Source organism: Comamonas sp. GCA5 (assembly GCF_036541385.1).
Taxonomy (GTDB): domain Bacteria; phylum Pseudomonadota; class Gammaproteobacteria; order Burkholderiales; family Burkholderiaceae_C; genus Comamonas; species Comamonas aquatica.
Genome location: NZ_JAZHFR010000037.1, coordinates 1 through 26,547, shown reverse-complemented (window position 1 = coordinate 26,547; position 26,547 = coordinate 1). Strand labels below are relative to the sequence as shown.

Here is a 26,547-nt window from a genome sequence, read left to right as displayed (position 1 = left end):
TGCACCGAATGACCACCACCGATGTGTACTGCGTTGTGGGCCACCCCGTGGCGCACAGCCGCTCGCCCTGGATCCACACGCGCTTTGCCCAGCTGACCGGCCAGGCCCTGCGCTATGAGCGCCGCCTGGCGCCCCTGGAGGGCTTTGCCGCCGACCTGCAGGCCTTCATCCAGGCTGGCGGGCGGGGCTGCAACATCACCGTGCCCTTCAAGCTGGACGCCGCCCAGGCCGCGCACAGCCACAGCCCGCGCGTGGCCCTGGCCGGCGCCGCCAACACCCTGGTGATTGCAGCCGATGGCCACATCCATGCCGACAACACCGACGGCCTGGGCCTGGTGGCCGACATCACGCGCAATGCCGGCATCCCCATCACCGGGCGTGATGTGCTGCTGCTGGGCGCGGGCGGCGCGGCCGCTGGCGTACTGGGCCCGCTGCTGGAGCAAAAGCCCCGCCGCCTCGTCGTGGTCAACCGCACGCATGCCAAAGCCCAAACGCTGGTCCAGCAGCACGCGGCCATTGCCACACTACATAAAGTAGAGCTGGTAGCACTGGAAAGACAAGTGCTTGAGACCGATTTGACCCAGAATTTCGACATCATCATCAATGCCACAGCCAGCAGTTTGGCTGGGGATGATGTGCCCGCGCCCGCCAGCGTGCTGCACGCACGCAGTCTGGCCTACGACATGATGTACGGCCCCGCCGCTCAGAATTTTCTGAATTGGGCCAGCAGCCACGGTGCACTCGCGCGCGACGGCCTGGGCATGCTGGTGGAGCAGGCCGCCGAATCGTTTACGCTGTGGCGCGGCGTTCGCCCGCCTTCGGCCCAGGTGCTGGACGAGCTGCGCAACGTCCTCGCGCGCGAAGCCGCCGCATGAAAGCGCTGGGCCGCTGGCTGGCCGTGCTGCTGTGCGCAGCCCTGGCGCTGCAGCTGTTCTTCATCGCCCGGATTGCGCTGACCGCCTGGTGGGATCCGCAGTCCACCAGCCTCCAGCGCTCGGAGATGTGGCGCATCTGGCAGCAGTCGGCCCAGCAGCGCCACTGGCAGCAGCAGTGGGTGGATTACCCGCGCATCTCCCCCCACCTCAAGCGCGCCGTGCTGACCGCCGAGGACGATGGCTTTGTCGACCACGACGGCGTGCAGTGGGACGCCATCGAGCGCGCCTGGGAGCGCAACCAGCAAGCGCTGGAGCGTGCCCAGCGCAGCCAGCGCCTGCGCGCCAAGCCGGTGCCGATCTACGGCGGCTCCACCATCACCCAGCAACTGGCCAAGAACCTGCTGCTGTCGGGCGAGCGCAGCTTCTTGCGCAAGGGCCAGGAGCTGGTGCTGGCGCATGCGCTGGAGCTGTTCCTGAGCAAGGAACGCATCCTGGAGATCTACCTGAACAACGTGGAATGGGGCCAGGGCATTTTTGGCGCCGAAGCCGCCGCGCGCCACTACTTCCGCAAGAGCGCCCAGCAGCTCAGCGCGGCCGAAAGTGCCCGCCTGGCCGTGATGCTGCCGCGCCCCCGCTATTACGAGCAGAACCCGCAATCGCGCTACCTGCAGTCGCGCACCAGCGCCATCCTGCGCCGCATGGCGGCCACGCCGCTGCCCTAGCGCTGCGCCACAAGCACGCCCCCGTCCAACCGCCGGCCACCGCTGCCCGCCAGCACCACCACGCGGCCACCCACCGGCATCAGGGCGGCCAACGGCGCTCAGCCGCCCATCTCGCCATACAGCAACAGCACCTGCAGCGCAGTCAGCGTTTCTTCGTGCAGTGCCGTCAGGGCAGCCACCCGAACCGGGTCCAGGATGGGCCGGCCCTGCCCATCCACCGCAAAAGGCCGGCCCAGAATCTCGGCCATGTCGATGGTGCAGTAGGACCGGTCGCCATACGGGCGCTTGCCGTCGATGGCGGGCATGGGCCACAGCGGTGCGGCCTCGGTGCTCTCGGCCAGCCATTCCTGCAAGGCCTCGCCCTCCACCTCGCGCCACATGGCGGCACGCAGCAGGGCCAGGTGCTCGGCCCGCAGCTGGAACTGGCCGTGCTGCACACCGGGCAGCCAGGCGGCCATGTCGGCCGGTACGGCATAGCGCCCCGGCGTTAGGCGGGCCTGGGTCACAAACGGTCGCACCCAGCGCGCCACTTCGGCCAGCCGCTGCGTGGCCAGGGTGGCGTCGTCGGTGGCCAGCAATTGCTGGGCGCGCTGCACGGCGGGGGTCTCACCGCGCAGCGGTTGGCCGGGGTCGACCCCGGGTGCACCGGACTCGACCGGCAGCCACCACACCCGCAGCGCGCGCACCAGTTGCAGATGCTGCGGGGTGAACACCGGCAGGGGGTCCGCGCGGAACACCTGCTGCACCACCTCGGCATGGCGCGGTGTGGAGGCTGTGGCCAGCACCACGATGCGCCAGCCCACCAGCACCAGCACGGCCGCCCCCAGGCCCAGCAGCAGGCGCAACAACACACGGAACAGGCGACGTAACACAGGCACAGGCATCGGCAGACACGGCAAGGGACACACAAGGGGCGCAGTGTACCCAGGGCAGTGCCAGTTCCACGACGGCCGTGCGGGCATGCGGCACAATCGCAGGCAGGCGCAGCCTGCGCCGCCCTCCCCCTTGTTCCCAGCACTTTCCATGCGAATCCTTGGCATTGACCCCGGCCTGCAGACCACCGGCTTTGGCGTGATCGAACGCGACGGCCACCAGCTGCGCTATGTGGCCAGCGGCACCATCCGCACCACGCGCACCGAAGGCGTGGCGCTGGGCGATCTGCCGGGGCGCCTGAAGATCCTGTTCGAGGGGGTGAGCGAAGTGGTGGCGCGCTACCAGCCCGACACGGCGGCCATCGAGATCGTGTTTGTCAACGTGAACCCGCAGTCCACCCTGCTGCTAGGCCAGGCGCGCGGTGCAGCGCTGACCGCCCTGGTGACCCGGGACCTGCCCGTGGCCGAGTACACGGCGCTGCAGATGAAGAAGGCCATCACCGGACATGGCCGGGCGGCCAAGGGGCAGATCCAGGAAATGGTCAAGCGCATGCTGCAACTGCCCGGCCTGCCCGGCACCGATGCGGCCGACGCCCTGGGTCTGGCCATCACCCATGCCCACGCTGGCGCCATGCTGGACAAGCTGGCCCAGGACTCCGGCCTGCAGCGCCGGCAGCACGCCATGCTCAAGGCCGGCCGCGCCTACTGAACCGCTGTCGCCCGGCTCTGCCAAACGGCCACACCCCAAAACTGCCTGCAGCGCTTATCCCGTCAGCGCAGAGTGCTCTGCTTTTGATGCAATCGGTCATGACCCGCTGCTGGGCACAGCAGGCCATGGCAAAGGGCCATCACGGTGGGACGCCCGATGCGCAGCGGTGTGTCCCGGCGCCAAGCGCCCCTCAATACATGCTGTGGATGATGAGCTGCGAGATCACACCGGTCGCAATCGCCACCAGCATGTAGTCACCGCCGTAGCGCACCCAGTGGTAGCCGCGGGGCGGCTGGTGCAGGCGGTGGCCACGCCAGTCGTGCACCACGTAGCGCGTGGCACGGTACTGCGGTGGCAGGCGCGTGCCCTTGACCCAGTTGTGCTGCGGGCCCGCGCCGCGGTAGTAGCGGTGGCCGGGAGGCGGTGGCCGGGGTGCGCCTGCGGACCATGGGGCCCGCGGTCGCGGTGCCAGCCGGTAGAAGACCCGGGCTTGTGGCGGTGCTGCTGGGCGTAGGGTGCGTCATGGTGGCGGCCGCCGTGCGGCTGGGCCTGGGCCACGGCGCTCACCCCCAGGTTCAGGGCCACGGCGGTGGCGATCGAAGCAGTGAAACGTTGCAGTTGCATGGTGCGTCCTTTCCAAGGCAGAAAGCAAGCAGCCGGAGCGGCTGCCACAACGCCATCATGCGAGAAAAAACGGACCGCCCCGGCCGGTGCAGCCCAGCTTTACGGAACTTTGCCCCTGCCCCGCACCGCTTTGCACAGGCTTTACAGATGCAAGCAAGTGCACAGCCCTGCACGGGCCCGTGCGCTCAGATCAGCAGGAAGCGCGACAGGCCGAGCACGGCAAAAAAGGCCAGCCCGGCGATCACGGCCCACTTCAGAATCACCAGCCCCCAGCGGCGATAGTGCGGCCGGCCCGTGCCCAGGTAGAAGACAAAGCACAGGGCCGAGGTGATCAACAAAGCAAAAAGCAGCCAGCGAAAAATCAGCATGGCTGCTTTATACCGTGATTCCCAGGGCGGGACTTACCAGGCCAGGGCGGTCTGGGCAAATCCGGCGGGGGCCTTGCGTTCGTTGTCGAAGGTGACGAATTCCCAGTTGGCGGCATCGGCCAGCACGGCACGGATCAGCTGGTTGTTCATACCATGGCCCGAGCGGAAGGCGCTGTAGGCACCCAGGATGGGATGGCCGATGACGTACAGGTCGCCGATCGCGTCCAGGATCTTGTGCTTGACGAACTCGTCGTCGTAGCGCAGCCCGTCGCTGTTGAGCACCTTGTAGTCGTCCATGACGATGGCGTTGTCCAGCCCACCGCCCAGCGCCAGGCCGTTGGTGCGCAGCATTTCCACGTCTTTGGTAAAGCCAAAAGTGCGGGCGCGCGCAATGTCGCGCATGTAGTTGCCTTCACCCATGTCGAACTCGAACGACTGGCCGGTGGAGTCCACGGCGGGGTGCGAGAAATCGATATCGAACTTCAGCTTGAAGCCGTGGTAGGGATCAAAGCGCGCCCATTTGAGGTTTTTGCCTTCCCCTTCACGCACCTCCACGGTCTGCTTGATGCGGATGAACTTCTTGGGGGCGTTCTGCAGTTCGATGCCCGCGCTTTGCAGCAGGAACATGAACGAGGACGAGGAACCATCCAGGATGGGCACTTCCTCGGCCGTGATGTCGATGTACAGGTTGTCGATGCCCAGGCCGCACAGGGCGGACATCAGGTGCTCGATGGTGTGCACCTTGGCGCTGCCCACCCCGATGGTGGAGGCCATGCGCGTGTCCACCACCGCCTGGGCCGTGATGGGAATGTCGACCGGCTCCGGCAGGTCCACCCGGCGGAACACGATGCCCGTATCCGGCTGCGCAGGGCGCAACGTCATCTCGACACGCTGGCCGCTGTGCAGCCCCATGCCGACGGCACGGGTGAGGGTCTTGATGGTACGTTGCTGGAGCATGGGGCAATTTTAGCGGCGGAGGGCATTTTTCCGCCCCGCCAAGGACATGGAAATTTCTATAACGCCGATTGACGCCTGCCGTTGACCCCGGTGTGTTAGCCAACGTTGCAAGCATAAAAAAACCGGGTTCAAGAACCCGGTTTGGGGACCGCGCTGGCGCGCTGTCGGATCAGTCTGCTTGCTTGCGCAGGAAGGCGGGGATTTCCAGATCGTCCATGCCCCCCGAGGACAAGGCATCCACACGGGCTGCGGCCTGGGTACGGTTGGTGCGCCAGACGCTGGGCACGCTCACATCGGCATAGCCACCGCCAACGCTGGCGGCACCACCCATGGCAGGCGCTGTGGCAGCGCCCATGCTCACGCCGCCCATGGCGGCCGTGGGAGCGCCGGCGTAGGCGAAATCGCCGTCCGTGCCGGTGCGCAGGCCACCCTGGACCACGGACATGGCCTGGCGGCGTGCCGCAGGACGCGACAGGCCGGTGGCCACCACGGTCACGCGGATGTCGTCACCCAGCGAATCGTCGTAGGCAGCGCCATAGATCACGTGTGCGTCGGGCGAGGCGTAGGCATTGATGGTGGACATGGCCAGACGCGATTCGGCCAGCTTCAGGCTGCCCTTGGCGGCCGTCACCAGCACCAGCACGCCCTTGGCGCCGGACAGGTCGATGCCTTCCAGCAGCGGGCAGGCCACGGCCTGCTCGGCCGCGATGCGCGCACGGTCGGGACCGGAAGCGCGGGCCGTGCCCATCATGGCCTTGCCAGGCTCGCCCATCACGGTGCGCACGTCTTCGAAGTCGACGTTCACATGGCCGTACTCGTTGATGATTTCGGCGATACCGCCCACGGCGTTCTTGAGCACGTCGTTGGCCTGCGCGAAAGCTTCTTCCTGGGTGATGTCATCGCCCAGCACTTCCAACAGCTTTTCGTTCAGCACCACGATCAGCGAGTCGACATTGGCTTCCAGCTCGGTCAGACCGCCATCGGCGTTCTGCATGCGGCGGCCACCTTCCCACTCGAAGGGCTTGGTCACCACGCCCACGGTCAGAATGCCCATCTCCTTGGCCACGCGCGCGATCACCGGGGCCGCACCGGTGCCGGTCCCGCCGCCCATGCCGGCCGTGATGAACAGCATGTGCGCCCCTTCGATCGCAGCACGGATGTCTTCCACGGCGGCTTCCGCAGCTTCACGCCCCTTGTCGGGCTTGCTGCCAGCACCCAGGCCGCTCAAGCCCAACTGGATGGTGCGGTGCGCGTTGCTGCGGATCAATGCTTGCGCATCGGTGTTGGCGCTGACGAATTCAACGCCTTGCACATTGCAAGCAATCATGTGCTCAACGGCGTTGCTGCCGCCGCCGCCCACACCGATCACCTTGATCTGCGTGCCTTGATTGAATGTTTCGGCTTCGATCATTTCGATGGTCATGTTGGTGCTCCTGGAGATTTTTGAAATGGGTTCAGTGGTGCTGTATAGGGGGCTTCTCTTCGTCGTCGGTATCGAAAATCCGTGGGAGGCCCGGTAATGCGCATACGTCGAGAGCACATAGTTAGAAGTTTCCCACAATGAAGTCTTTAAATCGACCAAAAGCGGTCTTCATGGACCCACTCTTTTGTGCCACCTTGAAACCGCGCAATCTTGCTTGTCGCGCTTCTTCCAGCAAACCCATCACCGTCGCGGAGCGCGGCTGCGCCACCATGTCGGCCAATGCACTGGAATACTTGGGCACGCCGCGGCGCACGGGCTTGAGGAAAATGTCCTCGCCCAACTCCACCATGCCCGGCATCACGGCACTGCCACCGGTGAGCACAATGCCCGAGGACAACACTTCCTCATAGCCGGACTCGCGGATGACCTGCTGTACCAAAGAGAAGATTTCTTCCACACGGGGTTCGATCACACCGGCCAGCGCCTGCTTGCTAATCATGCGGGGGCCGCGATCGCCCAGGCCCGGCACTTCCACCTGGCTGTCGGGATCGGCCAGCATCTGCTTGGCATAGCCGCTTTCCACCTTGATGTCTTCGGCATCCTTGGTGGGGGTGCGCAGCGCCATGGCGATATCGCTGGTGATCAGATCGCCGGCGATCGGAATCACGGCGGTATGGCGGATCGCACCGCCCGTGAAGATGGCGACGTCGGTGGTGCCGGCGCCGATGTCGACCAAGGCCACGCCCAGGTCGCGCTCATCGTCGGTCAGTACGGCCTGGCTGGCCGCCAGCGGGTTGAGCAGCAGCTGCTCCACCTCCAGGCCACAGCGGCGCACGCACTTGATGATGTTTTCCGCCGCGCTTTGCGCGCCGGTCACGATGTGCACCTTGGCCTCCAGGCGGATGCCGCTCATGCCCACGGGTTCCTTGACGTCCTGGCCGTCGATCACGAACTCCTGGGGCTCCACCAGCAACAGGCGTTGGTCCGAGGAGATGCTCACCGCCTTGGCGGTTTCGATCACGCGCGCCACGTCGGTGGGCGTGACTTCCTTGTCCTTGATGGCCACCATGCCGCTCTGGTTCAGCCCGCGGATGTGGCTGCCGGTGATGCCGGTGTAGACACGCTGGATCTTGCAGTCGGCCATCAGCTCGGCCTCTTTGAGGGCCTGCTGGATGCTCTGGACCGTGGCTTCGATGTTCACCACCACGCCACGCTTGAGGCCGTTGCTCGGCGCCACGCCCAGCCCTGCCAGCTTGAGCTCGCCGTTGGGCATGACCTCGGCGACCACGGCCATCACCTTGGCAGTGCCAATGTCCAAACCGACGACGACGTCTTTGTACTCTCTTGCCATATCAGTGCCTGCCCTCAGTAGGTCGTGTTTTTTTGCTATCTTTTTGTTGCTGTGCTGCTTGGCGTCTGGCCATTTCTAATGCCTTTTCTCGCGACACGGTGGTCACGCCACGCAAGCGCAGGGCGTAGCCATCGGGGTAGCGCAGATCTGCGTACTCCAAGGCCTCGGCCGTGCGCTGGTATTGCTGGGTAATTTGCGGCAGCGTCCGCACAAAACGCTGCGTGCGCTGCAGGACTTCTTCCGGCTTGCCGCTGCCCAGCTCGATGCTGGCGCCATTGTCGAGCTGCACCAGCCAGCTGCCGCGGTCACGCCAGGTCAGCGCATCCACAGGCGCCCCGATGGCGGTGAAGACGGGGTCCAGGGCGTAGTACATGCGCAGCACCTCGACGGCCGAGCCCTCGGGGCCAGAAAGGCGAGGCAAGCCTTCACGCTCCACCTCGCCCACATTCGCCTCGAACACCTCACCCATGGTGTTGACCATCGCGGTCCCGGTCTCCGGCCCCCAGTACGCCTGGGGTTCGTGCTCGTGCAGTATGACGCGCAAACTGTTCGGGTATTCGCGGCGTACCTCGGCCTGGCGCACCCAGGGCACCTGCTCGAAGGCTTCGCGCGCGTCCTTCAGATCGATCGTGAAGAAATTGCCGGTCAGGTGCGGGGCCACATTCGCCCGCAGGGTCACGGCATTGTTGTGCAGCATCTCCCCTTCGACCACGATGCGCGCAATCGAGAAGGCCGGATGGCGCACCGCCCACCAGCTCACCACCGCCAGCATGAGGATGGCCACCCCACCGAACATGGCCGTTGCGGTCACGTTCATGAGTTTGACATCCAAAGGGGCTGGCATGGAGTAGCTCATCAGGCCGCACGCTCCTCTGACGACGTGCTGTCCAGCGAGGCCGAAGCCAGGATGGTCAGGCACAGTTGCTCATAGCTCATGCCGCGCGCACGCGCGGCCATGGGCACCAGCGAATGGCTGGTCATGCCAGGCGAGGTGTTGATCTCCAGCAGGAAGGGTTGGCGATCGCTCTGGCGAATCATCACGTCGGCACGGCCCCAGCCGCGGCAGCCCAGGGTGCGGAAAGCCTTTTCCACAATCTGCTGGATGCGCGCTTCCTCGTCCGCCGGCAGGCCGCTGGGGCAGTGGTACTGCGTGACGTCGGTGAAGTACTTGTTCTGGTAGTCGTAGTTGCCGTCGGGCGCCACGATGCGGATCACGGGCAGGGCCGCGGCCGCTGCGCCTTCGCCCAGGACGGCGCAGGTGGTTTCCTCACCGGCGATGAACTGTTCGCACAGCACTTCGTCGTCGTACTGGGCGGCCAGGGCATAGGCTGCGGCGCACTGGCTGGCGTCCGTCACCTTGGTCAGGCCCATGCTGGAGCCATCGCGGGCGGGCTTGACGATCATGGGGGCGCCCAGGGCCGCCAGGGCTGCCGTGGTTGCCTCGGGGCTGGACACCATGCGCCAGTCCGGCGTGGGCAGGCCTTCGAAGCGCCAGATGCGCTTGGTCATGATCTTGTCCATGGCCATGCTGGACGCCATCACGCCGGAGCCGGTGTACGGAATGCCCAGCAGCTCCAGCGCACCCTGCACCGTGCCGTCTTCACCGAAACGGCCATGCAAGGCGATGAAGCAGCGCGCAAAGCCTTGGGCTTTCAGCGCGCCCAGCTCCTGCTCGGCGGGATCGAAGGCGTGGGCATCCACCCCCTGGGCACGCAGGGCGTCGAGCACGCCCTGCCCCGACATCAGGGACACCTCGCGCTCGGACGAACGGCCGCCCATCAGCACGGCCACTTTGCCCAGGGCACGCGGATCGATTTTCTTCATGGAATTGCTCATAGCGCAGATCCTTTCTGCGCTTGCAGCTCTTTTTTCTCTAGCATTTCAACCAGTTGCGCGGGGACCGCGCCAATCGACCCTGCGCCCATGCACAGCACCACATCCCCAGGCTGCGCATTGTCCGCAATTGCCTGGGGCAAATCCGCAATTGTCTCAATAAAAATGGGCTCCACACGCCCTGCAACGCGCACGGCGCGTGCCAGCGCGCGCCCATCCGCGGCCACGATGGGGGCTTCGCCGGCGGCATAGACCTCATTGAGCAGCACCGCATCGGCGGCGCCCAGGACTTTGACGAAGTCTTCGAAACAGTCGCGCGTGCGGGTGTAGCGATGGGGCTGGAAGGCCAGCACCAGACGGCGCCCGGGGAAAGCGCCCCGTGCAGCGGCCAGGGTGGCGGCCATTTCCACGGGGTGGTGACCGTAGTCATCGATCACGGTGAAGGTGCCACCCTGTGTGCAAGGCAGGTCGCCATAGCGCTGAAAACGGCGACCAACGCCCTTGAAGCCTTCCAGGGCGCGCAGCAAGGCGGCATCGGGCAGCTCCAGCTCCATGGCCACCGCCACGGCCGCCAGCGCGTTGAGCACGTTGTGCTCGCCCGCCAGGCTCAGGGTCACGTCCAGTTCGGGATAGGTCTGGCCGTTCTGGCGCAAGACCTTGAAACGCATCTGGCCATGCTCGGCGCGCACCTCCACGGCCCGCACCTGCACATCGGGGGCAAAGCCATAGGTGGTCACGGGCCGCGCCAGCGCGGGCAGGATGTCGCGCACCGCCGGGCTTTCGGCACAGACAATGGCACGCCCGTAAAACGGCATGCGGTGCAGGAAATCGACAAAGGCCTGCTTCAGCTTGCCGAAGTCGTGGCCATAGGTTTCCATGTGGTCGGCATCGATGTTCGTGACCACCGCCATCACCGGCAGCAGGTTCAAGAACGAGGCATCCGACTCGTCGGCCTCGACCACGATGTAGTCGCCCTGGCCCAGCTTGGCATTCGCACCGGCGCTGTTGAGCTTGCCACCGATGACGAACGTGGGGTCCAGCCCGGCCTCGGCCAGCACACTGGTCACCAGGCTGGTGGTGGTGGTCTTGCCATGGGCGCCAGCGATCGCGATGCCCTGCTTGAAACGCATCAGCTCGGCCAGCATCAGGGCCCGGGGCACCACGGGAATCTTGCGCGCACGCGCTTCCAGCACCTCGGGGTTGTTGGCCTGCACGGCAGTGGAGGTCACGACCACATCGGCGGCCTGCACCTGGGACGCGGCATGGCCCACAAACGTCTGGATCCCCAGCGCCTGTAGGCGCTGCAGGGTGGCGCTTGGCGCCAGATCGGAGCCGGAGACGGTATAGCCGAGGTTGTGCAAAACCTCGGCGATCCCGCTCATGCCGGAGCCACCCAGACCCACGAAGTGGATGTTTTGAATGGCGTGTTTCATGCGGCGAGCTCCTCGCACGCAGCGACCACCTCGCGGGTGGCATGAATCTTCTGCATCGTTTTCGCTTTAAGGGCAACGTTCAAGAGTGTTGAACGCTGCATATTCTGTAGCATTTCTGCCAGTTTTTGTGCATTCAATGCAGGTTGTGGCATTAACCATCCACCCCCGGCATCCACCATGAAGTGCGCGTTCGTGGTCTGGTGGTCATCGACCGCGTGCGGGAAGGGCACATAAATCGCCGCCACACCAACGGCCGCCAGCTCGGTCACGGTGCTCGCACCGGCGCGGCAGATGACCAGGTCCGCGTCGGCAAAGGCCTGCGCCGTGTCCTCGATGAAGGGGGTCAGCTCGGCCTGCACCCCGGCGGCCGCATAGTTGGCACGCAGGGCATCGATCTGCTTGGCGCCGCTCTGGTGCACCACCTGCGGGCGTGCCTCGACCGGCAGCAGGGCCACGGCCTGGGGCACGATGTCGTTCAAGGCCTTGGCACCCAGGCTGCCGCCCACCACCAGCACCTTGAGTGGGCCGCTGCGGCCGGCAAAGCGCTCGGCCGGCTCCGGCTGCTGCAGGAAGGCCTGGCGCAAGGGGTTGCCCACCCACTGCGCCTTGGGCAGCGCATTCGGAAATGCTGCAAACACCTTGTCGGCGACGCTGGCCAGCACCTTGTTGGCCATGCCGGCCACGGAGTTCTGCTCGTGCAGGATCAACGGCTTACCCGCCAGCACGGCCATCATGCCGCCGGGGAAGCTGATGTAGCCCCCCAGGCCGATCACCACGTCCGGCTTGACGCGGCGCACCACCGACAGCGCCTGCGCGAAGGCCTTGAGCAGGCGCAGCGGCAGCAGGGCCAGGGTGAGCAGGCCCTTGCCGCGCACTCCTGCAAAATCAATCGTCTCCAGCAGGAACCCCTGGGGCGGCACCAGCCGCTCTTCCATGCTGCCGGGCGCCCCCAGCCAGTGCACACGCCAGCCTTGCTCGCGCAGCGCGTGGGCCACGGCCAAGCCCGGGAAGATATGCCCCCCGGTGCCGCCTGCCATGACCAAAGCCACTTTCTCTTGCATCACTTCCTCACCTTTGGACTGATGAGCTTGTTCTCATAGTCAATCCGCAATACCACCGCCACCGCGACCAGGTTCATCAACACCGCCGAGCCACCGAAGCTCATCAGCGGCAACGTCAGCCCCTTGGTGGGCAAGGCCCCCAGGTTCACGCCCATGTTGATGAAGGCCTGAAAACCAAACCACAGCGCCACCCCCTGGGCCACCAGACCGGAAAACACCTTGTCGTGGAAGATCGCCTCCCGGCCGATTTCGATGATGCGGCGGGTCAGCCAGACAAAGGCAACGATCAGGATCAGGATGCCGATGAAGCCGAACTCCTCGCCGATCACGGACAGCAGGAAGTCGGTGTGCGCCTCGGGCAGCCAGTGCAGCTTCTCCACACTGCGGCCCAGGCCCACGCCGAACAGCTCGCCCCGTCCGATGGCGATCAGGGCGTGCGAGAGCTGGTAGCCCTTGCCCAGCGCATGGTCCACCGAGAACGGGTCCAGGTAGGCAAAGATGCGCTCGCGCCGCCAGGGCGAGAAGGCGATCATCAGCACAAAGGCCCCGACCACCAGCGCCGCCATCAGAAAGAACATGCGCGCATTCACGCCGCCCAGGAACAGGATGCCCATCGAGATCACTACGATCACGAGGAAGGCCCCCATGTCGGGCTCGGCCAGCAACAGCACGCCCACGACGAACACGGCCGCGGCCATGGGCAGCACGGCGCGGAAGAAGCGCTCCTTCACGTCCATGCGGCGCACCATGTAGTCGGCGGCATAGACCAGCACGGCGAACTTGGCCAGCTCCGAAGGCTGGAAATTCATCACCCCCAGCGGCAGCCAGCGCCGCGCGCCATTCACGACAAGGCCCACGCCGGGCACCAGCACCATCACCAGCAGCAGCAGGGCCAGCAGGAACATGGGCACGGCCAGCCGCTCCCAGGTTTTCATCGACACCTGGAAGGCCAGCAGCGCCGCCACAAAGCCCACGCCCAGGCTCATCGCATGCCGCAACAGGAAGTGGTAGTGCTCGATCTTGCCGAAGCGCGGGTTGTCCGGCATGGCGATCGAGGCCGAGTACACCATCACCAGCCCCCAGGCCAGCAAGGCAATCACCACCCAGATCAGGGCCTGGTCCAGCCCCAGGGCCGTGGGCGGCAGAGCCCGGGTGTTGCGGTACTCCGTGCCCCCCACGCGCACGGGCAGCACGTCGACAGGCTTGTCGGCCGCGCCGGCCAGCCAGCCTTTCAGGCGTTCGCGCACATGGGTCAGGGCGTTCATGCGTCGTACCCTCCGAGGATCTGTCCGGCCTCATCGGCCAGCTCCTGCACCGCCGCCACAAACACCTGGGCGCGGTGGGCATAGTCACGGAACATGTCCATGCTGGCGCAGGCTGGCGACATCAGCACGGCATCGCCCTCCCGGGCCTGGGCACTGGCCAGTTGCACGGCCTGCGCCATGTCGGCGGCCTCCAGCAGGGGCACGCCTTCGCCCTGCAGGGCTTGTTGGATCAACGGGGCATCGCGCCCGATCAGCACCACGGCGCGCACATAGCGCGCCACCGGGGCGGCCAGCGGGGTGAAATCCTGCCCCTTGCCCAACCCACCCAGGATCAGCACGATGCGCCGGTCGGCCCCCAGGCCGGTCAAGGCGGCGACGGTGGCCCCCACGTTCGTGCCTTTGCTGTCGTCAAAATATTCCACGCCCTGCACGATGCCAATCGGCTCCACGCGGTGGGGCTCGCCGCGGTATTCACGCAGGCCGTACAGCATGGGGCCCAGCGCAGCACCGGCCGCCTGGGCCAGCGCCAGAGCGGCCAAGGCGTTGGTGGCGTTGTGGCGGCCGCGGATGCGCAGGGCATCGGCGGGCAGCAGGCGCTGCAGGTGCAGCTCTTCCTGCGGATCGCGCGCGCGGCGGCCCGCCGGGTCCACCTCCAGCGCGCGCACCAGCCAGGCCATGCCAGCCACCATCTCGATGCCATAGTCGCCGGGGTTGCGCGGCAGGTCGGCGCCAAAGCTGATGTGGGCGCGCTGCTGCGGCTTCTGCAGCTTGACCTTGACCGGTGCGGGGAGCATGTCCATGACAGTGCGGTCCTCGCGGTTCAGCACCATCAGGCCGTGCTCGCCGAAGATGCGGGCCTTGGCGGCGGCATAGGCATCCATGCTGCCGTGCCAGTCCAGGTGGTCCTGCGTGACGTTGAGCACCACGGCGGCGGTCGGCTCGAAACCCTGCACACCATCGAGCTGGAAGCTGGACAGCTCCAGCACCCAGACCTGGGGCAGGTCCTGCGCGTCGATGCGCGCGCTCAGGGTGTCCAGCAAGGTGGGACCGATGTTGCCGGCCACCCCCACGCTCAGACCAGCATGCTCCAGCAGCTTGCCGGTCAGCGAGGTCACCGTGGTCTTGCCATTGGTGCCGGTGATGGCCAGCAGCTTGGGCTGGTAGCCGTGCGCCTGGGCCATGCCCTGCAGGGCCGCGGCGAACAAATCCAGCTCGCCACCGACGGGCAGGCCGATCGCACGCGCGGCGTCCGCCACGGGCGCGATCACGTCCGGCGCCAGGCCGGGGGAACGGTACACGGCGCTCAGGCTCTGACCGTCCACCAGGGCACTGGTCAACGGACCGCCGACAAACCGCGCCTGCGGCAGCTCGCTGTGCAACAGCGCCAGCTGGGGCGGGGCTTCGCGGGTGTCGGCCACAGTGACTTCGGCCCCGGCACGCACGCACCAGCGCGCCATGGACAGACCCGAAGCGCCCAGGCCCAGGATCAGCACGCGCCGGCCCTGCAGGTGCTGCGCCTGGTCCTGCGGCCATTGCGCAGGCACGGGGGGCAGCGCCACCGCAGGGGCGGCATCCACGGGCACGGCGGTGACGTCGGCATCGGCCGCATCCGACATGCTGGGATCGGTGAAAATCTGCGCCACAAAGGCGGCCGCGTCCTTGGCGGCGCTCAGGCTGCTGACGTCGGGCACGGGTTCCGCCCAGGCAGGCAGCGCCTCTTTTTCAGGAGCAGCTGGCGCTTGCGATTCGGTCACTTCCGGCACATTTGCATCGCCATCCAAGGATGCATGCGCGCTGACTGCTCCTGAATTCTCCAGCTGCACCGCAGCATCGACCGGCGCCACCGCGGTGTCGGGGTGGGGCTGGGCCGGGGTGAAGTCTTCGGTGTGCATGGGGCCTACCTCAGCTTCAGCGTGGACAGGCCGATCAGGCACAGCAGCATGGTGATGATCCAGAAGCGGATCACGACCTGCGTTTCCTTCCAGCCGCTCTTTTCAAAGTGGTGGTGCAGCGGCGCCATCTTCAGCAGACGACGGCCTTCGCCATAGCGTTTCTTGGTGTATTTGAACCACACCACCTGCAACATCACCGACAGGGCCTCGGCCACGAAGATGCCGCCCATGATGGCCAGCACGATCTCCTGGCGCACGATCACGGCAATGGTGCCCAGGGCGCCGCCCAGGGCCAGCGCGCCCACATCGCCCATGAAGATCTGCGCGGGGTGGGCGTTGAACCACAGGAAGGCCAGACCGGCGCCGGCCATGGCGCCGCAGAAGATCATCAGCTCGCCCGTGCCGGGGATGCTGGGGAAGTGCAGGTACTTGGCGTAGCTGACGTTGCCGGTCACATAGGCAAAGATGCCCAGCGCCGTGCCAACCATGATCACCGGCATGATGGCCAGGCCATCCAGGCCATCGGTCAGGTTGACGGCATTGCTGGCGCCGACGATGACCAGGTAGGTCAGGATGACGAAGCCCAGCACGCCCAGTGGGTAGCTGACTTCCTTGAAGAAGGGCACCTGCAGCCCGGCCTGCGGCGGCAGGTCCATGGAGAAGCCCGACTGCACCCAGGTCACGAACAGCTCGAAGGCGCGGCTGTTGGTGTTTTCGGAAATGCTGAACACCAGGGCCACGGCGGCAATCAGGCCGATCACCGACTGCCAGAAATACTTCTCGCGCGAGCGCATGCCCTCGGGGTCCTTGTTGACCACCTTGCGCCAGTCATCGACCCAGCCGATGGCGCCAAAGCCCATGGTCACCACCAGCACGATCCAGACGAAACGGTTGCTCAGGTCAAACCACAGCAGGGTGGACGCGGCGATGGCGAACAGGATCAGCACCCCGCCCATGGTGGGCGTGCCGTTCTTCACCAGATGGGTCTGCATGGCATAGCCGCGCACGGGCTGGCCCACCTTCAGCGCGGTCAGCATGCGGATGGCCTTGGGGCCGATCCACAGGCCGATCACCAGGGCGGTCAGCGCCGCCATCACAGCGCGGAAGGTGATGTACTGCACCACGCGCAGAAAACCGAAATCGGGCGACAAGGTCTGCAGCCACTCAGCCAAGATCAGCAGCATGCTGCGCCCTCCCCGCAGGCGCTTTCCAGGGCCTGTACCACGTGTTCCATCTTCATACTTCTCGAACCCTTGACCAGCACACTGCCGGTCTGCCCCATGCGGGCCTGCACCGCTGCCACCAGCGCTGCCATCTCTTCAAAATGCGTAGCACCCTGCCCAAATGCAGCCACGGCGTGCTGCATTTGTGGCCCCAATGCCAGGAAAGTTTCAATCCCGGCCTGCCGGGCACTGGCGCCCACTTCCGTGTGGAAGGCCGGGCCCTGATCGCCCACCTCGCCCATGTCCCCCAGCACCAGCAGGCGCGGCGCGGGCAGCTCGGCCAGCACGGCAATCGCAGCCTGGACGGAGTCAGGGTTGGCGTTGTAGGTGTCGTCCACCACGTCCACGCGCCGGCCCGCGCACACCACCGCGGTGGAGCGCGAGCGGCCCTTGACCGGCTGGAAGGCGCTCAGCCCCTGAGCAATCGCCGCCAGGGGCACGCCCGCCGCCAGGGCACAGGCCGCAGCCGCCAGCGCATTGCGCACGTTGTGGCGGCCGGCGATGTGCAGCGCGCAGTCGAAGCGGCCTTGCGGGGTCTGCACCTGCACCTGCCACGCGCTGTCGGCCCAGGTGGCCTGCAGGCTGCGCACGTCAGCGTCCTCGCCCCCGAAGGTCAGCACCGGGCGTTCACCCGCCAGGCTGCGCCACAGGGGAGTGAAGGCCTCGTCGGACGGGAACACAGCCACGCCATCGGCGGGCAGGTAGGCCAGCACGCTGCCGTTTTCCTCGGCCACGGCCTGCACGGTGTGCATGAATTCCTGGTGCTCGCGCTGGGCGTTGTTGACCAGGGCCACCGTGGGCTGGGCGATGCGCGCCAGCTCGGCAATTTCACCGGGGTGGTTCATGCCCAGCTCCACCACGCCCAACTGGTGCGCGGCGCTGAGGCGGAACAGGGTCAGCGGCACGCCAATCGCGTTGTTGAAATTGCCCTGGGTTGCAAATGCCGCATCGCCGGCCTGGGCCTTCAGGATGCTGGCGATCATCTGCGTCACCGTGGTCTTGCCATTGCTGCCGGTAACGGCAATCAAGGGAAGGCCAAACATGCTGCGCCAGCCGGCCGCCAGGGCCCCCAGGGCCTGGGTGGTGTCCGGCACCTCGATGCCGGGCAGGCCCAGCGCCTCCAGGCCGCCGTGCGCGATCGCCGCGGCGGCCAGGCCCTGCGCCCGCACCTGGGGCAGAAAGTCATGTGCATCCATGCGCTCACCCCGGAGCGCCACAAACAGATCGCCCGCCTGCAGGCTGCGGCTGTCCGTGTGCACACGCAGCAGGGGCGTGGCGCCGTCGCCCACCAGTCGCGCCTGCGGCTGGAAGGCCTGGATCCACTGCCATGCCTGTTGCAAAGTCATCATTGCTGCATTCCCTCTCGCCGGAGCAAGGCGGCACGCGCCTTGTCCATGTCGGAAAACGGGTGCTTCACACCCTGGATTTCCTGGTAGTCCTCATGGCCCTTGCCCGCCAGCAGCACCACATCCTGGGTGCCTGCCTGGGCAATGGCCTGTTCAATCGCCTGCGTGCGGTCCACCACCACCTGCACGCGATCGAGCCGCATGCCGGCCGTGATCTGCTGCACGATGGTCTGGAGGTCTTCGCCACGTGGGTTGTCGCTGGTCACCCACACCACGTCGGCCTGGCGCTGCGCAGCCTGACCCATCAGGGGGCGCTTGCTGCTGTCGCGGTTGCCGCCACAGCCGAACACGCAGTGCAGCCGGCCACCCCGTGCACGCGCCACGGGCTGCAGGCCCTGCAAGGCCTGCTCCAGCGCATCGGGGGTGTGGGCATAGTCCACCACCACCAGGGGCTGATCAGCCTGGGCAATCTGCTGCATGCGCCCTGGCACCGGCGCCAGCCCCTGGCACAAGGCCACGGCGTCCGGCAGCGTCCAGCCCCAGCTGCGCAGCACGGCCAGCACGCCCAGCATGTTGCTGACGTTGTACTGGCCGATCATCTGGGTGGTCATGGTCACAGACTGCCCGGCTTCCTGTACCTCGAAGCACAGCCCCTGCAGTCCATGGCGCACGTCCGTGGCCCGCAAGCGTGCCGGGGCATTCACCGCCACGGTCCACAGATCCAGGCCTGCGCGCCCCTGCAGCTGCTGCGCCAGCAACTGCCCATGGGCATCGTCGACGTTGAGCACAGCCACCTGCAGGCCTGCCCAGGCAAACAGCTTGGCCTTGGCTTGCCAATAAGCCGCCATGCTGCCGTGGTAGTCCAGGTGGTCCTGCGTGAAATTGGTGAACACCGCGGTGTGGATGTGCGTACCATCCAGGCGGTGCTCCTCGATGCCGATGGACGAGGCTTCGATCGCACACGCGGCCAGACCCTGCTGCACGTAATCGGCAAACGCATACTGCAGGCAGACGGGGTCGGGCGTGGTCATGCCCGTGCTGACCACCTGGGGCGGCACGCCGATGCCCAGCGTGCCCACCATGGCACAGCCCTGGCGGCCTTGCAGCTGGAACCCGGCCAGCGCATGTGCCAGCCACCAGGCGGTGGAAGTCTTGCCGTTGGTGCCGGTGACGGCGACCACCCGCAGCTGCTGCGAGGGGTGCTGACACCATTGCGCCGCCAGATCGGCCGTGGCGGCCTTCAAGCCACGGTAGCTGGCCACCGCGCCGGGCAGGCTGAAGGCCTCCACGCCGTCGTGCTCAACCAGGCACGCGACCGCCCCGCGTGCGATGGCCGAGGCCACATGCTGGCGCCCGTCGGTCACGCCGCCCGGCCAGGCGATGAAACCATCCCCGGGTTGCACCTGGCGGCTGTCGGTACGCAGTTGGCCGGTGACGCGGGCGCGCAGCCAGGCCAGGGCCTGGGGCAGATCCTGCAAAAACTCAGGGGCGCGACTCACAGCGATTCCTCCACGGGGTTGGCGACGATTTGCGGCTGTACCGCCATGTCGGGCGCCACCCCCAAGAGACGCAAGCTCTGCTGCACCACCGTGCTGAAGACGGGCGCTGCCACCGTGCCCCCGTAATAGGTGCCGTTGCTGGGCTCGTCCACCATCACTGCCACAATCACGCGCGGATCTTCAATCGGCGCCATACCGGTAAACCAAGCGCGGTATTTTCCTTGGGCATAGCTTTTGCCCACTTGCTTGCGGGCGGTACCTGACTTGCCACCCACGGAATACCCGACCGTCTGCGCGCGCTGCCCCGTCCCGCCCGGGCCGGTGGCCAGGGCCAGCATCTTGCGCACCTGCTCGGCGGTCTTCTCGGAAAACACCGGCACGCCCACGGGGGGCCTGTCCAGTTTCAGCATGGTGGCAGGGATCACCTTGCCGCCGTTCGAAAACACGGTGTAGGAACGCGACATCTGCAGCAAGCTGGCCGACAGGCCATAGCCGTAGGACATGGTGGCCTGCTCCACCGGACGCCAGGTCTTGTAGGGGCGCAGACGGCCACTGGCCGCGCCGGGGAAGGCGATCTGCGGCTTCTGGCCGAAGCCCACGGCCGAGAACGTCTCCCACATTTCCTGCGCAGTGAGCTGCTGGGAGATCTTGGTCGTGCCCACGTTGCTGGACTTCTGGATCACCCCCTCGACCGTCAGCACCCCGTAGTTGTGCGTGTCGGAAATGGTGGAGCCGGTCACATTGATGCGCCCGGGCGTGGTGTCTACGATCGTCGAGGGCTTGAACTTGCCGCTCTCCAGGGCGATACCGACCGTGATCGGCTTCATGGTCGAGCCCGGCTCGAACACGTCGGTGATGGCGCGGTTGCGCAGCTGCTCCCCGGTCAAGTGCTTGCGGTTCGACGGGTTGAAGCTGGGGTAGTTGGCCAGGGCCAGCAGTTCGCCGGTCTTGGCATCCATGACCACCACCGTGCCGCCCACGGCCTTGTGGGCCAGCACCTGCTCCTTGAGCTTCTGGTAGGCAAAGAACTGAATCTTGCTGTCGACCGACAGCTGGATGTCGCGGCCATCGATCGGGGGTACCTCTTCGCCCACGCCATCGACCACGCGCCCCAGGCGGTCCTTGATCACACGGCGCGAACCGGGCTTGCCCGCCAGGTCCTTTTCGAAGGCCAGTTCCATGCCTTCCTGGCCCTTGTCCTCGACGTTCGTGAAGCCCACGATGTGGGCCGCCGCTTCGCCTTCGGGGTATTGGCGCTTGTATTCGCGGGTCTGGTAGATGCCCTTGATGCCCAGGGCCTTGATCTGCAGCCCCACATCCCAGTCCAGCTGGCGCTTGACCCAGACAAAGCTCTTGTCCTCGGCCAGCTTCTTCTTCAGCTGGTCCAAGGGCATGTCCATCAGCTTGGCCAGCTTGGGCAGCTTGGCCAGGTCTTCCGGGGTGTTCTTCTCCACGTCTTCGGGGATCGACCAGATGCTGGCCGCCGGCACGCTGGAGGCCAGGATCAGTCCATTGCGGTCCAGGATACGCCCGCGGTTGGCCGACAGCTCCAGGGTCCGGGCAAAGCGGACCTCGCCCTGGCGCTGGAAGAAATCGTTGTCGATCACCTGCACCCAGGCCGCACGCGCGGCCAGGCCCGTGAAGGCCAGCACGATGCAGCCCATCACGAACTTGCTGCGCCAGGCCGGCGTCTTGCTGGCCAGCAAAGGGCTGGAAGTGTAGGCCAGACTGCGTCTCACCGGGCACCTCCGGCAGGTTGTTCATCGCGCACATAGTGCGTGATGGCGGGCGATGCCCCCTGCAAGCCCTGGGCCACAGCCAGGGACTCGATGCGCGAAGGCGAGGACTGCGCGCGCAGCTCCACCTGCAGCTGCTGGTACTCGGTCTCCAGGTTGCGGGCCTCGTTCGTCGCACGGTGCAGCTCGGTGAACAGGCGGCGCGACTCGTACTGGGTCTCGACCAGGTACAGGCCGCTGAGCAGCACCGCCACCAGCAACAAGAGGTTCAGGCGCAGCATGCCGCCTCCTGGATGCTGGGCCACTGTGGGCGGGTGGTCATGCAGGCACCTCGGTGCGTTCGGCCACGCGCATCACCGCGCTGCGCGAGCGCGGATTGGCGTCCACCTCGGCCTTGCCAGGCTTGATGCGCTCCAGCGCCTTCAGGTGCATGGGCTTGGGTGCGGCAAACGGGGTGCGGCGGTCGTAGACCTCTTTGGCGTGCTCGGCAATGAACTGCTTGACGATGCGGTCTTCCAGGGAATGGAAGCTGATCACCGCCAGGCGGCCACCCGGCTTGAGCACACGCAGACTGGCCTGCAGCGCTTCTTCGAGCTCCACCAGTTCGGCATTGATAAAAATCCGCAGGGCCTGGAACGTGCGCGTGGCGGGGTTCTGTCCATCACGGCTTTTCACAATCTTGCCCACCAGATTCGACAGCTCCGTGGTGGTCTGCAGTGGGCCATGCGCTTCACGGTGCGCCACGATGGCCTTGGCAATCGGGAACGCCATGCGCTCCTCCCCATAGTCACGGATCACATCGGTGATCTGCTGCACCTCGGCGTCGGCCAGCCACTCGGCCACACTCTGGCCGCGCGTGGTGTCCATGCGCATGTCCAACGGCCCCTCAAAGCGGAAGCTGAAGCCGCGGTCGGCCTGGTCGATCTGGGGCGAGCTCACACCCAGGTCCATCAGGATGCCATCGGCACTCGCCGGCGGCAGTTCGCCGATGTGGCGAAACCCTTCGTGGCGGATAGAAAAACGGGCGTCTTCGATACGCCCGGCTTCTGCAATCGCCAATGGGTCCTTGTCGAAGGCTATCAGCCGCCCCTGCGGGCTCAGCCGGGAGAGAATCAATCGCGAATGGCCGCCACGGCCAAAGGTTCCGTCCACATACGTGCCATCGGCCGCGGACGGATCACCGCCCAACAAGGCATCGACGGCCTCGTGGAGCAAAACTGTGATGTGTTGGAGGGGCTGGTTCAACGCTCGCCCTTTTCAGAAAGCAAAGTCTTGGAATACATCGGGCATGGGCGCCTGCATGGCTTGCGCCTCATGGGCTTCATAAGTGGCTTTATCCCAAAGCTCGAAGTGATTGCCCATGCCGAGCAGGATCACCTCTCTCTCAAGACCGACCGCCTGGCGCAGCTCTGGCGAGACCAGCACACGCCCGGTGCCGTCCATGTCCACATCCATGGCGTTGCCCAGGAAGATGCGCTTCCACCACTGGGCCGACATCGGCAACTGGCCGATGCGGTCGCGGAACAGCAGCCACTCGGGGCGGGGAAACAGCATCAGACAGCCATGGGGGTGCTTGGTGATGGTGAGCTGGCCTTGGGCCTGCGTGACCAGGGCGTCACGATGCCGGGTCGGCACTGAAAGCCGCCCCTTCGCATCGAGAGTCAGCGAAGACGCCCCTTGAAACACGATGGATCACCCCGTTTGCTTGGACCTTGAGCGCCCGCATGTGGGCGGTTAAGGGAATTCTCACCACTTAATTGCACTTTTTTGCACTGTAGCAGCAATTTGATCCGGCGCCACCCGGAAAAGCACATGCTTTTGCAATGAAATCAATGACTTAGAAATTGCAAACTTGTGAAAACCCGCAAAAAACCCATTGGATTCAATCACTTAGCCACTCATCAAAAAGCAGCACTCGTCCTACGCACCATTTACGTTCTTTATCAAAACAAATCCCCCCAGGCGCCATGGCAGCGCGCGGGGGGATGGGAAGGCTGTTTTTTTAGTTACAGGATGTATCTGGACAGATCTTCGTCCTGGCTCAGCATCTGCAGGCGTGCATCGACGTACGCGGCATCGATGATGACCGTCTGGCCTGCCAGCTTGACGGCATCGAAGCTGACTTCGTCCAGCAGGCGCTCCATGACCGTGGACAGGCGGCGCGCCCCGATGTTCTCGGTGCGCTCGTTGACCGTGAAGGCCGTGTGGGCCAGGCGGGTGATGCCATCGGCGGTGAAGGCCAGGGTGACGCCTTCCGTCTCCAGCAGCGCCTGGTACTGCTTGACCAGGGACGCGTGGGTCTGCGTCAGGATGGCCTCGAAGTCCTGCACCGACAGGGAATCGAGCTCAACCCGGATCGGGAAGCGCCCTTGCAGTTCGGGAATCAGGTCGCTGGGGCGCGACAGGTGGAAGGCCCCGGAGGCGATGAACAGGATGTGGTCGGTCTTGACCATGCCGTACTTGGTGGACACGGTCGTGCCCTCCACCAGGGGCAGCAGGTCGCGCTGCACGCCCTGGCGCGAGACATCAGAGCCACTGGTTTCCTGGCGCGTGGCCACCTTGTCGATCTCGTCGATGAAGACGATGCCGTTCTGCTCCAGGTTGGCCAGCGCGCGCGACTTGGTCTCTTCCTCGTTGACCAGCTTGGCCGCCTCCTCGTCGATCAGCTGCTTGAACGCCTCCTTGATTTTGAGCTTGCGCGTCTTGCGCTTTTCCTGGCCCATCTGGCTGAACAGGCCGCGCAGTTGCTCGGCCATTTCCTCCATGCCCTGGGGGCCCATGATCTCCAGCTGGGGCTTGCCCTCGGCCAGATCGATCTCGATCTCCTTGTCGTCCAGCTGGCCTTCGCGCAGCTTCTTGCGGAAGATCTGGCGCGTGCTGTTGTCGGCGGGCGCAGTGTCGTGCGTGCGCGCCTGCGGCAGCAGCACATCGAGGATGCGCTCCTCGGCCGCATCTTCGGCGCGCATGCGCAGCTTCTTCACCTCGCCCTCGCGCGCCTGCTTGACGGCGATCTCGGCCAGGTCACGGATGATGGAGTCCACATCCTTGCCCACGTAGCCCACCTCGGTGAACTTGGTGGCTTCGACCTTGATGAAGGGCGCATCAGCCAGGCGCGCCAGGCGGCGTGCGATCTCGGTCTTGCCCACGCCCGTGGGGCCGATCATCAGGATGTTCTTGGGGGTAATTTCCTGGCGCAGGCCATCGGCGACCTGCTGGCGGCGCCAGCGGTTGCGCAGCGCGATGGCCACGGCGCGCTTGGCACCGGCCTGTCCCACGATGTGCTTGTCCAGCTCGGAGACGATTTCCTGGGGGGTCATGGAGGACATGGTCAAAATATCCATCAAATCTGGCTTTGACGCTTATGCAGCAAGCGCCAACAGCTATCAATTATTCAAATTCCACGCACCAACGGCGTACGACGGTGCCGTGGCCGGCCAGCGGACCGCGCTCACAGCGTCTCGATGGTGTGGTTCATGTTGGTGTAGATGCACAGCTCGCCGGCGATCTCCAGGGACTTCTTCACGATGTGCTCGGCCGACAGCTCGGTGTTGTTCAGCAGCGCCTTGGCCGCCGAATGGGCGTAGGCGCCACCCGACCCGATCGCCACGATGCCCTGCTCGGGCTCCAGCACATCGCCGTTGCCAGTGATGATCAGCGAGGCCGTGTGATCGGCCACGGCCAGCATGGCTTCCAGCTTGCGCAGCACGCGGTCGGTGCGCCATTCCTTGGTCAGCTCGATGGCAGCGCGCGTCAGGTGGCCCTGGTGCTTTTCCAGCTTGGCCTCGAAACGCTCGAACAGCGTGAAGGCGTCGGCCGTGGCGCCGGCAAACCCGGCCAGCACTTTGCCGTGATAGAGCTTGCGCACCTTGCGCGCCGTGCCCTTGACCACGATGTGGCCCAGGGTGACCTGGCCGTCGCCGCCGATCGCGACCTGGATGCCTTCGGGCGTCTGCCGACGCACGCTGATGATGGTGGTGCCGTGATACTGTTCCATAGCAATTGCAGATGGGGCCGGCACGCGGCTTTGCAAGCGCGCCGCTGCCACTTTTTACACATCCGCCGATCAGGTGGCGACGGCCTGTACGGTGGCGTGCTCGTGGATGCCAATAATGTGGAAGAACTCCGCCACCAGCTGGTGCAGCTGTGTGAATCGCAACTCATGGCCGTGGTTCTGCATCTCGGCCGCCCAGTTCAGCACGCTGCCAGCGGCCACAAAGTCCAGGCGGATGAGGTTGGCGCAGGAAATCTCCAGCACCTGCCCGCGGCGCGCCTGGGCACCCAAGGCATCCAGCCAGGGCTGGGCATCGCCTTCGATCACACCGGCCAGGCCCTGCCCCACCGGCATGGCCCCAGGGGCTGCGCCTTCCTGCGGCACCACCACCCCCGCCTGCACCGACTGCAGGGAGGCCTCGTGCAGCACCGAGACATCGGCCTCGCCCTCTTCCTGCACGATGCAGTGGCACGCCGGCTCCACCCAGGACGGTGGCGACACCTCGTAGGTCACGCAATAGTCCAGCGCCACCTGCTCGTAGGCCTCCATGCGGTGCACCAGGCGCAGCACCGCCATGCGCAGCAGCCACCAGGCTGCCGGACGGTGCGACTCGCCCACGGGGGTCTGTTGCTCCAGCAATTGCAGCAACTTGCCGGCATCGGACAGCACGAACTGGCCCTCGCTGTCGGCCCAGGCCGTGCACAGCCGGGTCAGCGGCAGCAGCGCGGCGTCGTCGATGGCCACCAGCCGCAGCCAGGACATGCACCAGGGCTGGGGCGCATCCTCTTGGGACGCGCGCAGGGCCGTGACCGCGCCCACGGTCAGCAGCGCAGGGCTGGACCACAGGAACTGGCGCTTGCCGGGGTCCTTGCGCACCGCCCCAGCCAGGGCCGTCTGGCCCAGCCGGGCCGGCAGGGAGGACCACAGCGGCGCCGAACGGCCAAAGTGCTCGGCATAGTCGATCGCCAGGGGCTCGAAGGTGTCCTCGTCCCCGGTGGCGCGGCACCAGTCGAGCATGGCATGCCACAGCCGGCACACCTTGTCCTCGTCCCGGGGCGTGGCACTGAGTGACTGCACCAGTTGCTCCAGCAAGCGGGTGCGGGCGCCTTCCAGGTCGCCATGGGCAAAGAGGATGGCGGCTTCTTCCAGGTCCGGATGGGGCTGGAACGCCCGCACCACGGGTGGGGGCACCACCACGGGGGCAGCGACCGCTGCTGCCACAACCACGGGGGCCGCGGTGGGGATGGCCGGTGGTTCGGTCGGGACGGTGGCCGCCACCTCCACGCTGGGGGCGGCCGGTTGCACCACACTGTCTTCGCCCAGCACCGGCAGGCGGCTCCAGCTGCGGGCCGCGCCACGCGGCCGGC

General features: G+C 66.0%; 25 protein-coding genes and 1 pseudogene. 3 read left to right on the top strand and 23 right to left on the bottom strand.

What is annotated here, in order from left to right; genetic code table 11:
- Positions 1–8 precede the first annotated feature (8 nt).
- Both aroE and mtgA read left to right on the top strand, forming a co-directional pair.
- Positions 9–875 (top strand): shikimate dehydrogenase, encoded by an 867-nt coding sequence (gene aroE / locus SJH88_RS10655; protein WP_274754452.1) that lies wholly within the window; start codon positions 9–11, stop codon positions 873–875.
- Positions 872–1,597, top strand: a complete 726-nt coding sequence (gene mtgA / locus SJH88_RS10650) for a monofunctional biosynthetic peptidoglycan transglycosylase (RefSeq protein ID WP_274754451.1) — start codon at positions 872–874, stop codon at positions 1,595–1,597. The genes aroE and mtgA overlap by 4 nt, the downstream gene beginning before the upstream one ends.
- Positions 1,598–1,695: 98 nt before the next feature.
- Here the strand turns inward: mtgA and SJH88_RS10645 are convergent, their stop codons facing one another.
- Positions 1,696–2,475 (bottom strand): hypothetical protein, encoded by a 780-nt coding sequence (locus SJH88_RS10645; protein ID WP_274754450.1) that lies wholly within the window; start codon positions 2,473–2,475, stop codon positions 1,696–1,698.
- A gap of 145 nt (positions 2,476–2,620) precedes the next feature.
- On the opposite strand from SJH88_RS10645, the gene ruvC reads away from it, so the two are divergent.
- Positions 2,621–3,178 (top strand): crossover junction endodeoxyribonuclease RuvC, encoded by a 558-nt coding sequence (gene ruvC, locus SJH88_RS10640; protein WP_183301037.1) that lies wholly within the window; start codon positions 2,621–2,623, stop codon positions 3,176–3,178.
- Positions 3,179–3,368: 190 nt separating this feature from the next.
- Here the strand turns inward: ruvC and SJH88_RS19770 are convergent.
- From SJH88_RS19770 to SJH88_RS10530, 22 genes and pseudogenes are all read right to left on the bottom strand, one after another.
- Positions 3,369–3,802: pseudogene (locus SJH88_RS19770) on the bottom strand (RcnB family protein).
- A gap of 185 nt (positions 3,803–3,987) precedes the next feature.
- Positions 3,988–4,170 carry a hypothetical protein gene (locus SJH88_RS10630; protein WP_042411411.1) on the bottom strand — a complete coding sequence of 61 codons (183 nt, stop codon included), beginning with the start codon at positions 4,168–4,170 and terminating at the stop codon, positions 3,988–3,990.
- 33 nt (positions 4,171–4,203) lie between these two features.
- Positions 4,204–5,127 carry a UDP-3-O-acyl-N-acetylglucosamine deacetylase gene (gene lpxC, locus SJH88_RS10625; protein WP_042411414.1) on the bottom strand — a complete coding sequence of 308 codons (924 nt, stop codon included), beginning with the start codon at positions 5,125–5,127 and terminating at the stop codon, positions 4,204–4,206.
- 169 nt (positions 5,128–5,296) lie between these two features.
- Positions 5,297–6,550, bottom strand: a complete 1,254-nt coding sequence (gene ftsZ, locus SJH88_RS10620) for a cell division protein FtsZ (RefSeq protein WP_042411418.1) — start codon at positions 6,548–6,550, stop codon at positions 5,297–5,299.
- A 121-nt stretch (positions 6,551–6,671) separates the two neighbouring features.
- The gene (ftsA, locus tag SJH88_RS10615) at positions 6,672–7,901 is read right to left on the bottom strand and encodes a cell division protein FtsA (RefSeq protein ID WP_042411421.1); all 1,230 of its coding nucleotides are present in this window, start codon (positions 7,899–7,901) and stop codon (positions 6,672–6,674) included.
- A 1-nt stretch (position 7,902) separates the two neighbouring features.
- On the bottom strand, positions 7,903–8,757 hold the full coding sequence (locus SJH88_RS10610; protein ID WP_042411423.1) for a cell division protein FtsQ/DivIB: 855 nt from the start codon (positions 8,755–8,757) through the stop codon (positions 7,903–7,905).
- Complete coding sequence (locus tag SJH88_RS10605; protein ID WP_274754449.1) at positions 8,757–9,737, bottom strand: D-alanine--D-alanine ligase; 981 nt, start codon at positions 9,735–9,737, stop codon at positions 8,757–8,759. The genes SJH88_RS10610 and SJH88_RS10605 overlap by 1 nt, the downstream gene beginning before the upstream one ends.
- Positions 9,734–11,167 (bottom strand): UDP-N-acetylmuramate--L-alanine ligase, encoded by a 1,434-nt coding sequence (murC, locus tag SJH88_RS10600; protein ID WP_274754448.1) that lies wholly within the window; start codon positions 11,165–11,167, stop codon positions 9,734–9,736. Before murC ends, SJH88_RS10605 begins: the two co-directional genes overlap by 4 nt.
- Positions 11,164–12,228 carry an undecaprenyldiphospho-muramoylpentapeptide beta-N-acetylglucosaminyltransferase gene (gene murG / locus SJH88_RS10595; RefSeq protein ID WP_154163818.1) on the bottom strand — a complete coding sequence of 355 codons (1,065 nt, stop codon included), beginning with the start codon at positions 12,226–12,228 and terminating at the stop codon, positions 11,164–11,166. Before murG ends, murC begins: the two co-directional genes overlap by 4 nt.
- Positions 12,228–13,493: a putative lipid II flippase FtsW gene (gene ftsW, locus SJH88_RS10590; protein ID WP_043378918.1), complete on the bottom strand. Its 1,266-nt coding sequence runs from the start codon at positions 13,491–13,493 to the stop codon at positions 12,228–12,230. The genes murG and ftsW overlap by 1 nt, the downstream gene beginning before the upstream one ends.
- Complete coding sequence (gene murD, locus SJH88_RS10585) at positions 13,490–15,385, bottom strand: UDP-N-acetylmuramoyl-L-alanine--D-glutamate ligase (protein WP_274754447.1); 1,896 nt, start codon at positions 15,383–15,385, stop codon at positions 13,490–13,492. Before murD ends, ftsW begins: the two co-directional genes overlap by 4 nt.
- A 5-nt stretch (positions 15,386–15,390) precedes the next feature.
- On the bottom strand, positions 15,391–16,569 hold the full coding sequence (mraY, locus tag SJH88_RS10580) for a phospho-N-acetylmuramoyl-pentapeptide-transferase (protein ID WP_042411443.1): 1,179 nt from the start codon (positions 16,567–16,569) through the stop codon (positions 15,391–15,393).
- Positions 16,560–17,957: a UDP-N-acetylmuramoyl-tripeptide--D-alanyl-D-alanine ligase gene (locus SJH88_RS10575; protein ID WP_274754446.1), complete on the bottom strand. Its 1,398-nt coding sequence runs from the start codon at positions 17,955–17,957 to the stop codon at positions 16,560–16,562. The genes mraY and SJH88_RS10575 overlap by 10 nt, the downstream gene beginning before the upstream one ends.
- Positions 17,954–19,453 (bottom strand): UDP-N-acetylmuramoyl-L-alanyl-D-glutamate--2,6-diaminopimelate ligase, encoded by a 1,500-nt coding sequence (locus tag SJH88_RS10570; protein WP_274754445.1) that lies wholly within the window; start codon positions 19,451–19,453, stop codon positions 17,954–17,956. Before SJH88_RS10570 ends, SJH88_RS10575 begins: the two co-directional genes overlap by 4 nt.
- Positions 19,450–21,192, bottom strand: a complete 1,743-nt coding sequence (locus tag SJH88_RS10565; protein WP_042411449.1) for a peptidoglycan D,D-transpeptidase FtsI family protein — start codon at positions 21,190–21,192, stop codon at positions 19,450–19,452. The genes SJH88_RS10570 and SJH88_RS10565 overlap by 4 nt, the downstream gene beginning before the upstream one ends.
- Positions 21,189–21,470 carry a cell division protein FtsL gene (gene ftsL / locus SJH88_RS10560; protein ID WP_274754444.1) on the bottom strand — a complete coding sequence of 94 codons (282 nt, stop codon included), beginning with the start codon at positions 21,468–21,470 and terminating at the stop codon, positions 21,189–21,191. Before ftsL ends, SJH88_RS10565 begins: the two co-directional genes overlap by 4 nt.
- Before the next feature lie 37 nt (positions 21,471–21,507).
- Positions 21,508–22,434 carry a 16S rRNA (cytosine(1402)-N(4))-methyltransferase RsmH gene (gene rsmH / locus SJH88_RS10555; RefSeq protein WP_210930295.1) on the bottom strand — a complete coding sequence of 309 codons (927 nt, stop codon included), beginning with the start codon at positions 22,432–22,434 and terminating at the stop codon, positions 21,508–21,510.
- Positions 22,435–22,446: 12 nt separating this feature from the next.
- Positions 22,447–22,875, bottom strand: coding sequence for a division/cell wall cluster transcriptional repressor MraZ (gene mraZ, locus SJH88_RS10550; protein WP_042411458.1), 429 nt, complete (start codon positions 22,873–22,875; stop codon positions 22,447–22,449).
- Between the two features lie 60 nt (positions 22,876–22,935).
- On the bottom strand, positions 22,936–23,079 hold the full coding sequence (locus SJH88_RS10545) for a hypothetical protein (protein ID WP_274754443.1): 144 nt from the start codon (positions 23,077–23,079) through the stop codon (positions 22,936–22,938).
- Between the two features lie 116 nt (positions 23,080–23,195).
- Positions 23,196–24,515: an ATP-dependent protease ATPase subunit HslU gene (hslU, locus tag SJH88_RS10540; RefSeq protein WP_274754442.1), complete on the bottom strand. Its 1,320-nt coding sequence runs from the start codon at positions 24,513–24,515 to the stop codon at positions 23,196–23,198.
- Positions 24,516–24,637: 122 nt separating this feature from the next.
- Positions 24,638–25,183 carry an ATP-dependent protease subunit HslV gene (gene hslV, locus SJH88_RS10535; protein ID WP_042411461.1) on the bottom strand — a complete coding sequence of 182 codons (546 nt, stop codon included), beginning with the start codon at positions 25,181–25,183 and terminating at the stop codon, positions 24,638–24,640.
- Between the two features lie 69 nt (positions 25,184–25,252).
- Positions 25,253–26,547, bottom strand: a 1,295-nt coding sequence (locus tag SJH88_RS10530; protein ID WP_274754441.1) for an STAS domain-containing protein, incomplete at its 5' end; no start/stop codon positions are given.

Coding starts and splice junctions, on each gene's coding strand:
- hslU (WP_274754442.1), bottom strand. CDS start 24,515: ATGTCCTCCATGACCCCCCAGGAAATCGTCTCCGAGCTGGACAAGCAC.
- murG (WP_154163818.1), bottom strand. CDS start 12,228: ATGCAAGAGAAAGTGGCTTTGGTCATGGCAGGCGGCACCGGGGGGCAT.
- ftsL (WP_274754444.1), bottom strand. CDS start 21,470: ATGCTGCGCCTGAACCTCTTGTTGCTGGTGGCGGTGCTGCTCAGCGGC.
- ftsW (WP_043378918.1), bottom strand. CDS start 13,493: ATGAACGCCCTGACCCATGTGCGCGAACGCCTGAAAGGCTGGCTGGCC.
- murC (WP_274754448.1), bottom strand. CDS start 11,167: ATGAAACACGCCATTCAAAACATCCACTTCGTGGGTCTGGGTGGCTCC.
- lpxC (WP_042411414.1), bottom strand. CDS start 5,127: ATGCTCCAGCAACGTACCATCAAGACCCTCACCCGTGCCGTCGGCATG.
- SJH88_RS10575 (WP_274754446.1), bottom strand. CDS start 17,957: ATGATGACTTTGCAACAGGCATGGCAGTGGATCCAGGCCTTCCAGCCG.
- mraY (WP_042411443.1), bottom strand. CDS start 16,569: ATGCTGCTGATCTTGGCTGAGTGGCTGCAGACCTTGTCGCCCGATTTC.
- aroE (WP_274754452.1), top strand. CDS start 9: ATGACCACCACCGATGTGTACTGCGTTGTGGGCCACCCCGTGGCGCAC.
- SJH88_RS10610 (WP_042411423.1), bottom strand. CDS start 8,757: ATGAGCTACTCCATGCCAGCCCCTTTGGATGTCAAACTCATGAACGTG.
- ruvC (WP_183301037.1), top strand. CDS start 2,621: ATGCGAATCCTTGGCATTGACCCCGGCCTGCAGACCACCGGCTTTGGC.
- hslV (WP_042411461.1), bottom strand. CDS start 25,183: ATGGAACAGTATCACGGCACCACCATCATCAGCGTGCGTCGGCAGACG.
- SJH88_RS10630 (WP_042411411.1), bottom strand. CDS start 4,170: ATGCTGATTTTTCGCTGGCTGCTTTTTGCTTTGTTGATCACCTCGGCC.
- ftsZ (WP_042411418.1), bottom strand. CDS start 6,550: ATGACCATCGAAATGATCGAAGCCGAAACATTCAATCAAGGCACGCAG.
- murD (WP_274754447.1), bottom strand. CDS start 15,385: ATGCACACCGAAGACTTCACCCCGGCCCAGCCCCACCCCGACACCGCG.
- SJH88_RS10605 (WP_274754449.1), bottom strand. CDS start 9,737: ATGAGCAATTCCATGAAGAAAATCGATCCGCGTGCCCTGGGCAAAGTG.
- ftsA (WP_042411421.1), bottom strand. CDS start 7,901: ATGGCAAGAGAGTACAAAGACGTCGTCGTCGGTTTGGACATTGGCACT.
- mtgA (WP_274754451.1), top strand. CDS start 872: ATGAAAGCGCTGGGCCGCTGGCTGGCCGTGCTGCTGTGCGCAGCCCTG.